The organism is Arthrobacter sp. UYEF21, assembly GCF_040546085.1.
In the GTDB taxonomy this organism is placed as follows: domain Bacteria; phylum Actinomycetota; class Actinomycetes; order Actinomycetales; family Micrococcaceae; genus Arthrobacter.
In genome coordinates this window covers 19,867-29,572 of record NZ_JBEPNF010000025.1, presented here as the reverse complement: position 1 = coordinate 29,572, position 9,706 = coordinate 19,867, and the positions used below count along the sequence as shown (strand labels likewise).

Annotated in this window: 6 protein-coding genes and 2 pseudogenes; 4 read left to right on the top strand and 4 right to left on the bottom strand. The window is 62.3% G+C overall.

Annotated features, from left to right (window positions below; genetic code table 11):
- Positions 1-270, bottom strand: a 270-nt coding sequence (locus ABIB27_RS18255; RefSeq protein WP_354254592.1) for a helix-turn-helix domain-containing protein, incomplete at its 3' end; no start/stop codon positions are given.
- 150 nt (positions 271-420) lie between these two features.
- Positions 421-801: pseudogene (locus ABIB27_RS18250) on the bottom strand (transposase); the annotation flags it as partial.
- 730 nt (positions 802-1,531) lie between these two features.
- Between ABIB27_RS18250 and ABIB27_RS18245 the strand changes: the two are divergent.
- Positions 1,532-2,965 (top strand): polysaccharide deacetylase family protein, encoded by a 1,434-nt coding sequence (locus tag ABIB27_RS18245; protein WP_354254590.1) that lies wholly within the window; start codon positions 1,532-1,534, stop codon positions 2,963-2,965.
- Between the two features lie 412 nt (positions 2,966-3,377).
- On the opposite strand, the pseudogene ABIB27_RS18240 reads toward ABIB27_RS18245, so the two are convergent.
- Positions 3,378-3,671, bottom strand: a pseudogene (locus ABIB27_RS18240) (transposase); the annotation flags it as partial.
- Positions 3,672-3,850: 179 nt separating this feature from the next.
- Here ABIB27_RS18240 and ABIB27_RS18235 point away from each other — a divergent pair.
- From ABIB27_RS18235 to ABIB27_RS18225, 3 genes are all read left to right on the top strand, one after another.
- Positions 3,851-6,088 carry a putative transposase gene (locus ABIB27_RS18235; protein WP_354254589.1) on the top strand — a complete coding sequence of 746 codons (2,238 nt, stop codon included), beginning with the start codon at positions 3,851-3,853 and terminating at the stop codon, positions 6,086-6,088.
- A gap of 872 nt (positions 6,089-6,960) precedes the next feature.
- On the top strand, positions 6,961-7,305 hold the full coding sequence (locus ABIB27_RS18230) for a hypothetical protein (protein WP_354254587.1): 345 nt from the start codon (positions 6,961-6,963) through the stop codon (positions 7,303-7,305).
- A 56-nt stretch (positions 7,306-7,361) separates the two neighbouring features.
- Positions 7,362-8,567 carry an acyltransferase family protein gene (locus ABIB27_RS18225; RefSeq protein ID WP_354254586.1) on the top strand — a complete coding sequence of 402 codons (1,206 nt, stop codon included), beginning with the start codon at positions 7,362-7,364 and terminating at the stop codon, positions 8,565-8,567.
- An 89-nt stretch (positions 8,568-8,656) separates the two neighbouring features.
- On the opposite strand, the gene ABIB27_RS18220 is transcribed toward ABIB27_RS18225, so the two are convergent.
- Entirely contained in the window at positions 8,657-9,667 is a 1,011-nt protein-coding gene (locus ABIB27_RS18220) for a S1C family serine protease (RefSeq protein ID WP_354254584.1), read from the bottom strand.
- Between the last annotated feature and the right edge of the window lie 39 nt (positions 9,668-9,706).

Genomic DNA, 9,706 nt, shown 5'->3' with positions numbered 1-9,706 from the left:
ACCGGTGAGAGCCACCCGCCAGCGGCGCAAGGATTCCGGGGTGACGCCGAACCCTGCCGCTACCTCGTTGACCCGGGCCGCGCCGGCCCGCACCAACTGCACCGCGGCCAGCCGGCGCAGGTCATCCTGGCCGGCATCCCACACCCAGCACAACTGACCGTTGAGAAAGACCTTGCCGCCGAGCGTCTCATTTTCCAGCAACGCCGCCGACTCCCCGATCAGCACGGCTCCCAGGTCCGCGATCAAGGGAAGGGGCATCTGGGTTGGCATCACACCCATCCTCCCACCCCCATCACCAGCAAAAAAGTCACACGTTTATTATCTCACATCGGGGGCAGGATTAAAAGACTTGAGCGAGCAAGAATCCCCGGAAACTCAATACATCACCCGCACGGCCGTCCTGTCATGTCAGGAGCCCTGGAGCTCCAGCGCCTGCAGGAACACGTTGGCCAACGCCGCGAGGTGGCGTTCGCGGAACCGTCCGATCGACCGGAAATCCAGGGCCTGCTGGGCACACAACCACCGGAACGCGACCACATCCGTGCACGCCCGCTCCAGCTCCCGCGAGGAACGCACCCCCACGCAATACCCATACAGCAGGATCCGCAGCATCAGCCGCGGATCATACGGCGGCTGGCCTTTCGCCTTGGCGTAGGAAGCATAGAACCGGGTCAGATCCAGTTCATCGTCCACAAGTTCGCCAATGAACCGGGCCAGATGGCCCTGGGGCAACCACTCCTCCAGCGACGGCGGGACCAGCATCACCGCATCGGGCTCGAACGCCTTGAAGCGTTTGTTGATCCCGGCGTTGGCATCCATCGGGACATCGGTGGGCTGCTCGACCCGCTCGACCAGAGACTCGTCGAACAAACCATCCTGCGCGGAAGAACCAGTAACCATGCCCACGATTCTCCCAGCCGCCCCTACGAGGACATGGTTATTCTGTCGGCGTTTTAAGAATTAGGGCCTATCATTTCTGACCCACGCACCTAGGATTTCCGCAGAGCTCAAGGGCCTAGGCCCGTTGCGATACCGTGTCCAGGCCTTCACAGCTTAGGAACCTATAGGGCAGCTTCTGGGGATCCGGTCGGATACCTCAATCTATTGCGTTAGGCATCGAACATCCCACCGAGCAGCAGCGGGCTTTGATGCTTTGTCCGTCATCTCCTAGCTTCCTGCAGGATTTCATGACGTGATTGTCCGAAAGTAGAAGTCGCTGACATATCGCGTAGCCGAGAGGGACTAGATGGATGCCACCATCCACGTCCTACCTGCTTTGGTATTCTTTAGAAGGGCTGAAAGCGAGTACCCAAGTAGCCAAACGGCACGAGGGAACTAGCAAAAGCAAGTAGCCAATACCGGTGTGGTGGGCATAAATCTCTTGTTGAATAATATGCAGGCGCATCAGCAAGGCTTGCATTTCGCATAATTCGCAATCTGAATAGATAGGGATCTTTGAATTGCTGGTGCCTACAATACTCAGTTCTGTCGACCCTTCACGAGTCGACCTACATCAATGTAGGGGTCATGAATGCTTTCTAAGTTTATAAAGCTACGTTCCGTAGGCCGCATAAGTGTCAAGGAATCAACTTCTATTCCCGAGCAGGGGATGAAGCAATTGGGGGATTTGACCAAGAAGACGGAGAGTGCCCCTGGTCCTCCCTCCAGCAAAGTTCCCACTTCGTCGATGGATCGACGGACAATGCTACGTGTCGGCTCCTTTGCAGCGGCAGGTGCAGGTGTCACTTCGATGTATAGTCTGTCCCCGGCGCAGGCTGCAGGTCCCGTAATTCCTGTGACAGGTCTGCCTACCGCCAAGGGGGCCATCATGCTTTCCATGGACGATGGGTATCTGGCCATGGACGTCGTAAGGCAACTCCTGGATGCACGAGGGCAGAAGGGAACATTCTTTATTACCCCGGGACTTCTAAATGGACCGTCAAAAATCGATGAGTCTCATATCCGGCTAATGGTTACTAACGGTCATGAAGTGGCAGCCCATTCCCAAACCCACGCAAACTTCGTCACCATTTCGCAGGCGCAACGCGTCGTCGAGCTAGAGCAACCGAAGACGTATTTGGAGAAAGTTGGTGGAAGGCAGGTGACATCATTTGCCTATCCCTTTGGCACAGCTTCAGGTGGTCGCAATGCGATGACGGACCTCGATATCTACCTCCGCTACGATAGGGTTTTCGACACGGCACAGTACAACCAAACCGCACTCTATCCAAGATATGCGCAGGCCCCCACGCTAATTCGTCGAACGTGCGTGGATGGCACCAATCATCAACAGTGCCTTTCCATGATCCGTGAAGCAGCAGCCCGACCTGTGGTAGGGGCCTTCTACTTTCATAATCTTGACACTACTATCAATCCGTCGACCGCGCAGCTGACAGAGATGCTTGATCTAGCCGCGTCATTGGGCGTTGGACTAATCACTGCAGGGGACGCTTTTGGTTCCCACCGAATGGTAGCTAACGCAGGCTTTGAGGACAGCGGCAGCGATGCTCTTCCATGGAGGTGGTTTAAGAGTGGGTCCGCTCAGCTCGAGATTGTGACTGAAGCGCCGCCTGAAGGCTTCCCTGGTAGTAGATCTCTTCACCTTGTGGCTCCTAGGTCCACCTACTCGCAAGTTGCCCAAGCAGTGGAGGTTTCACCTGGAACGACCTATACATACTCTTTTCGTGCACGAGCAGTCTCGGGTCCCCCATGGCAACCAAATTGCGCATATGGAAGTGTTACCGGTCTCGACTACGGCCAGGCTCCGATCGGCGGATCTCAGGTTCGCACTGCGTCCATTATGGCGGACAGTACATCCTGGACCAAGTACAGCGTGGACTTCACCGCGCCGGCCTCGTGCACGACAGCGTTGCTAGGACTAGTCCTTGACTCCCCTTGGAACGGCGGGCGCATCAGTTTTGACCACGTATGGTTTGCGCCCAAAGCGATGTCTGATCTTGGCTAAAACCACGATTTATCCGGTAGGCAAAGGGGTCAACTATCCTCTGCCGCCAGAGATGTCTGTGTGTTCAGCTCACCTACCATGGACTGGCTCTGGTCGAGAATCACCCTGGGCGGGTCGGCGGCTCACGGTCGTCGCACGCGGGGATGAGCGGATGCCAACAACTAACGGCACTCTTATGGTGAATAGCTCAGGGCGGTCGGTCGCAGGGCTGCTGTGGCTTCCGGGGCGCTATTTGTTGTCGCATCCCGGTTTGTGCGGCCGCTACGGCTTCGCGGTAGCGGGCTGGGGAAACCCGCGCACCTCGGCATGCAGCATGTCTCAGACGTGCACCGTGTTCGGAGCCGTGGCACTGGAGCCACGACTCCGGCAGTGAGCTAGTGAACATAACCGGTCTAGTACGTATCCGGTTAGCTCAGGTTCTCCGGGTAGTGCCGGGCCCTTGTGCCGCGATTTCCCGGAAGGTCGTTGGGCCATGGTGGGATTCGAGTCCGAGCAGACTTTGAAAGGCTGACATGGGTGAACGCCGGCGGTTGTAACGAAAGACGAACTCATCCAGATAAACCTGAAGGTGTTCATTGCTAACGGCGCGGTGGGTGCCGCGCAGCCAGGATTTGAAGTTGCTGATGGCCCGGTGAACACGCGGCATGACGGGATCCGTGTCGCCGGTGCGTTTGGCCGCCCTTTGGGATCGTGGCCGGTGGTCGTAACCTTCTTCGCGAGCAGGACATACGGGTCCAGGACTCCTGACACATGAGGATGCCACGGAATGACTTCCGAGTGATCCCGGTGATTTTGTTAGGTGGGCGGCTGTTAATTTCCCCTCTTCTGCGATAAAATCTAGACAAGAAAAAATGACGCCATTCGAGGGGTGGGAAGATGGGTGCGATGACTGCTCAACTGCCCCTTCCGGCACCGATGGACGCCGGCGCTGTCCTGATAGGCGCCGCTGCGTCGCTGGTCGAAGACAAGGACGGCGGCCGGGTTTTCGTCCATGGTGAGCTCTCCTATGGGTGGGATGCCGGGGACTCAGTGTCCCGTCGGTTCGCGGCGGCGAAACTGGCCGATATTAAAGCCGGTTCGGTCGCTGAGGTGGCTGCCGCGTTTGGGGTGGATCCGGGCACGTTATGGCGGTGGCGCCAGGACCTGAGCGCGGCCGGGGTGCTGGGCTTGGCCCCGGAAAAGTCCGGTCCGAAAGGACCCAGCCGGCTCACGGAAGCGGTGATGTCCCAGATCCGTTCCCTGCGTGCGACGGGATTGTCCCTGCGCGCAGTGGGAACAGCTGTGGGCGTCTCCGAATTCAGCGTCCGCCGCACCCTGGCCATGGAAACCACGGCCCCGGAGGAGCTGGCTGCTGCGGACCCGGGCCAGCCCGAAGCGGAGGCACTGGTGGAGGAGTTGCCGGTGCTCCCGGCGCGGGCGGACCGGTCCGAGGAGCGGGCCGGCGCCCGGTCCGGGTTGATCGGGTGCGCGGCACCGGTGTTCGCCCCCGCGGCCCGGGTGCCGTTGGCCGGACTGTTCCTGGCCCTGCCCGCCCTCGAGGACACCGGCCTGCTGGAGTGCGCGAAAGAGACCTTCGGGGCGTTGCCGAACGGGTTCTACGGGTTGGAGACCATCCTCACCGGCGCCGTGTTCCAGGCCCTGGCGGGGGAACCACGGGCCGAGGGGATCACCCGGATCGACCCGGCAGCCCTGGGCCGTGTACTGGGCCTGGACCGGGCCCCGGAAGTGAAGACCCTGCGCCGTAAAACCGCCGCCCTCGCCACCACAGGCAAGGCCGGGGAGCTGCTGACCGCGATGGCAGCCAGACACCTCAACGGCAGTGGTGAAGACGGCGGGGATTTGGCCGCTGTGCTCTACGTCGACGGGCACGTCCGCGCCTACCAGGGGACGAGGAAGATCGGGAAGGTCCACTCCACGAGGTTGAAGTTCCCGGTCCCCGCGACCGAGGAAACCTGGGTCGCGGACGCGGCCGGCGCCCCCGTGCTGGTGGTCATGGCCGAGCCCGGGGCCGCGCTGACCGGGGAACTGCGCCGGCTCCTGCCCGGACTGCGCACCATCATCGGGAACGAACGCCGGGTCCTGGTCGGGTTCGACCGCGGCGGCTGGTCCCCGGCCCTCTTCCAACACATGACAGAGAACAACTTCGACGTGCTGACCTGGCGTAAAGGCCCTACCGAGGACATCGACGCCTCCTTGTTTACCGAGGTCAGCCACACCGACGCCCACGGACAGGCCCGGACCTGGGAAGCCGCCGACACCGAGGTGGAGGTCCCCATCGGTACGACCGGGGAGGTCTTTGCGATGCGCCAGATCAGCCGCCGGGTCAACACTCCCGGCGGCGGGATGCGGCAGATTCACATCCTCACCACCAACACCGCCATGGGCGCCGGGGAGATCATCTACCGGATGGCCGCGAGATGGCGGCAGGAAAACTATTTCCGCTACGCCAGAATCCGTTTCGCCCTGGACTCACACGACGCCTACACCAGCATCGATGACGATCCGGAACGCTCGGTACCGAACCCGGCCAAACGCAAGTCCTACCAGCAGGTCCTCGCCGCGAAAACCAGGTATGAGAAGACCCTGGCCGATACCGATGCGGCGATGCTCGCGGCCCGGACACCACCGCCGGGAACGTCCACGGTCCTGATCACCAAAACCATGCACAACAAGATCACCGCGGACCTGCTGACCGCCGAAACCGCTCTCGAGGCCGCGCAGGCAGCGCACCGGGACCTCCCGGCCCGGGTACCCCTCGGGGAGATAGCCGCCGGCCAGCAAGTCCTGGAGACCGAAACGAAACTCCTCACCCACGCGATCCGGATGGCCGCGTTCAACACCGCGACCGCCCTGGCCCGCGAGGTCCGGACCAACACCGGCTACGCCCGAGGCGAGGACGAAGCCCACGCCCTGATCAGGCAAGCCCTCACCGGCAGCGGGGACATCGATCCCCGCGTTGACGGATACCTCACCATCCGCCTCGACCCGCTCCCCACCCGACGGGCAACCACCGCGATCGGGGAGCTCTGCAACCACCTCACCGCCACCGAAACCCAGTATCCCGGTACGGACCGGATCCTCCGATTCGAGATCAAAAACAAAGAAACGTCACCCAGCAACTAAAACGCTATGTCCGGACCAACACCGGCTACGCCCGAGGCGAGGACGAAGCCCACGCCCTGATCAGGCAAGCCCTCACCGGCAGCGGGGACATCGATCCCCGCGTTGACGGATACCTCACCATCCGCCTCGACCCGCTCCCCACCCGACGGGCAACCACCGCGATCGGGGAGCTCTGCAACCACCTCACCGCCACCGAAACCCAGTATCCCGGTACGGACCGGATCCTCCGATTCGAGATCAAAAACAAAGAAACGTCACCCAGCAACTAAAACGCTATGTCCGGAGTCCTGGGTCCACGTTCACGGTTTCGATGCCCTGCCCGACTGTGAAGTCAAGAGTGAATTTCTTCCAGCTGGTTCCCACGTCGGCGGGTTGGGCGGGTGGTCATTTCACATCAAGCCCGGGAATGACGGCTTGCCCATAATCAGGTGACTGGATGCGGATGCCCACGAACGCCTTGTCCGTGAGGAGCTGGGTTCCTGAGACGGCCTTGCACTTTCGCTGAGTGAGTATTGCCTGCCCGGGACCACATGAATCTGCTGGCGTACGTCGGCGAATCCGGTGTTGTCGGGAGTGGAGAGTTCCCGGGCTTTGGTGCCTCTTTAGTCAGATGCGGGGTGTCGGTTACGAAGCTGTATGTGCCGTTGGTGGCTGTGGAGCCGTGCCATCCGGTGGGGTAGACGCCGTGGTGGCGGACGCGTTCCAGTTGCCGCGCTGTAGCTCGCGGGAGACGTCAAATTAGCCTTGGCCGTGACCGTATCGCCAGAGGGAGACAGGACAGCGTCGCCCCCAAGGTACGCCGTGTTAGCCTTCCACCTTGGGACAAAGCTGGCAGGTAGTTCCCGGCCATTTGTCCGCGCCCCTGCGGCTGTATGCGGCGGCGTAGGGGCCTGTTCGCCAGCCCCCGTTGGAGAACCTCCCATGGCCGCCGTAACCGGCGGCGGTATGCCGGGCGGATCGAACTTGCTCACCCCCGTGGTGGTCAACCACCCTGCCCGCGGATCAAAGACCCGATCGTCTCCTCCTACAACGACGCCCTGACCACCATCTTCATCTGGATGGTCCCGCTCGCGGTGATCGCCGCCGTCGTGCTCGTTTTCATCAAGGAAAAGCCGCTGGCCACCGCCATCGAACACGACGTCCTGTCCGAGTCGATTGCCGAAGGAAACATCCTCATCACGGCTGACGACGAAGAGGCAACCACCGCCTCACGGTAAGGGTTTTCCCAGCCTGCACTTAGCGGGGTTATAGAAACGTTATATATGCTTGCTTAGTGACTTTTCAGCGAAACGGGGCAACCCCGACCTTGGAGGAACGTCCGTTCGCGCACGGAAACGGGCTGATCTCCGGACGCAAACACGCTCTCGATGGGCTGCGGACCATCGCAGTGGCGTTCGTTTTCCTCTTCCACACCGTGACGGAACTCGTCCCCGGAGGATCCATCGGCGTGGACGTGTTCTTCACGCTCAGCGGCTTTGTGATTACCCTTCTGATCATGAAGGAATACCGGGCCACGGGCCGGCTGCGCCTGGGCGTCTTCTACGCCAAGCGGCTGGCCCGGCTCTGGCCGGCGCTGCTGGCGGTCTGCGCTGTGGTGGTTCTTGGCGGCCTGATCTTTCCCCTGTCCGGGTGGGGCGGTCAGGAGGCCAATGCCATCCCGGCGGCCGGCTACGTGATGAACCTGTCCAACTTCGGGATGTTCGGCGCCTCAACCGGCGGCAATGCGCTGAGCCCCACCTGGACCCTGGCCGTCGAGGAGCAGTTCTACCTGGTCTGGCCGGTGGTCCTCCTGGTCATGCTGCGGTTCTGGAAGGTCCGCACCGTCGCCTGGCTGACCGCCGTTCTGGCCGTTGGGTTCCTGGTCTCACGGTTCGTTCTGGTCATGGACGGGTCGCCGCTGGCCCGGCTCTACAACGGTCCGGACACCAGGGCCGACCAGCTGTTGCTCGGGTGCGTCATGGCCCTGATGTTCGCATCCGTCACCCCGGGCTCCCGGGTTCACGCCGCACTGCAGGCCGGTGCACGCTGGGCCGGGCCGCTGGCCGGACTCGCCCTGGCGGCCGCCGTGTTCGCGCTCAAGGAACCGAACGAGACCGGCACCTGGTTCAATGTCTTCTGGACCGGCGGCCCCACCGTCCTGGCACTGCTGGCCGGGCTGGTCATCGGATCGCTGGTCCTCCGCCCGGCCGGCCGCGCCTCACGGATCCTGAGCCACCCCTGGCTCGCCAACCCCGGCCGCGACCTCTCCTACGCCGCCTACCTCTGGCACCTGCCCGTCTACCTCCTGCTCATACCGCTGGTCCCTTCACTCTGGCTCCGCGTCCCGGCGGCCGCGGCGCTGACCGTACTGCTGGCTTACCTGTCGTTCCGCTTTGTGGAGCGCCCCATCCGCCGCTGGGCCTCCAGAAGGCTGGAGCCCGACGTCGTCCGTTCCGTTCCGGAGCGCGCCCGGGAGTTGGAGCCGGCAGGGACGCGATAGGGCAGGGGGCGGGCGTCTTGATCGAATCTTAAAGCCACCGTAAGGAATTCTTTGGTTCTCTGGGCGCAAGTGACGCCGACGGCACCGCTTCAGCATGCCTTCGGCGGGCCTCCGGGAGTGGTTGCCTCCGCTACGCGCCAGATGGTTCCGTCCCATTTCATCCGGTAGCGGAGACCCCAGTCCGAACAGGTTTGGCCTCCCGGTCCGTGAGCCGCTGACTGCTCAGTGCGGAGGACCGTGTCCACGGTCAATTCTGTGCCTGAACCCCGGATGCTGTTGACGGTCAGGGCTCGCCAGAATGACGTTCCGAGGCCGGAACTCCATTTGGCGAATCCGCCCTCGCTTGCCTGAAGCTCCGGCGTCAGAACCGCAAAGGCTGTGTCGTACGCTGCCCGGTTGATCGCCTGGCCATGAGTCAGCAGGCTCTGTATGACTTTGGTCGCCTGTTCGTGGTCCGAGTTGTTGGTGGTGATGATGTTGCTGCTGGAAGTTTGCGCTTGGCTGTCGCAGCTGGCCTGCGGCAGCGGCGTGGTCCGCCGGCCCCAGTCGGCCATGGCTGCGGCTGCCGCCGACGCTGGTGCGGCATATCCCGTGCCCTCGGCGCCGTAGTCATTCTGGTCATGGGTGCCCAGAACCCACGCCCGTTTTGAACTGACCACGCCCACCACGCTGCCGTTCATCAGGAGCAACGGGCCGCCACTGTTACCCGGGTTGATGGCCGTGTCGGTTTGGATGAGGCCCCGGACGGTCCCTGCCGGGAGGCGGACCTCCTGGTTCAGTGCGCTGACCCGTCCCGATGTAAAAGCGAGGCCCCTGTCGAGGGGAAACCCGAGTGCAGCGACTTCAACACCCTGCGCGGGAAGGTCCGGAGCAAAGCCGAACTTGTGCCCCGTGAGCGGTGTTGGTGTCCTCAGCAGTGCCAAGTCCAGATTGTCGTTGACTCCCAGGACCTGCGCCGACGTGTACTGGCCGCTGACCGAGACATTGATGGCCGCCTCGTTCTTGGCCACGTGGGCGGCAGTAATGATGAGATCGTTTCCCACCAGGAATCCCGTGCCCACACCGCCGCCGTCGCACAAAGTGACGGCAAGGCGTGCCACGCCGGAATTGACCAGTTGAACCGTTTCTGCCCAGTCTTT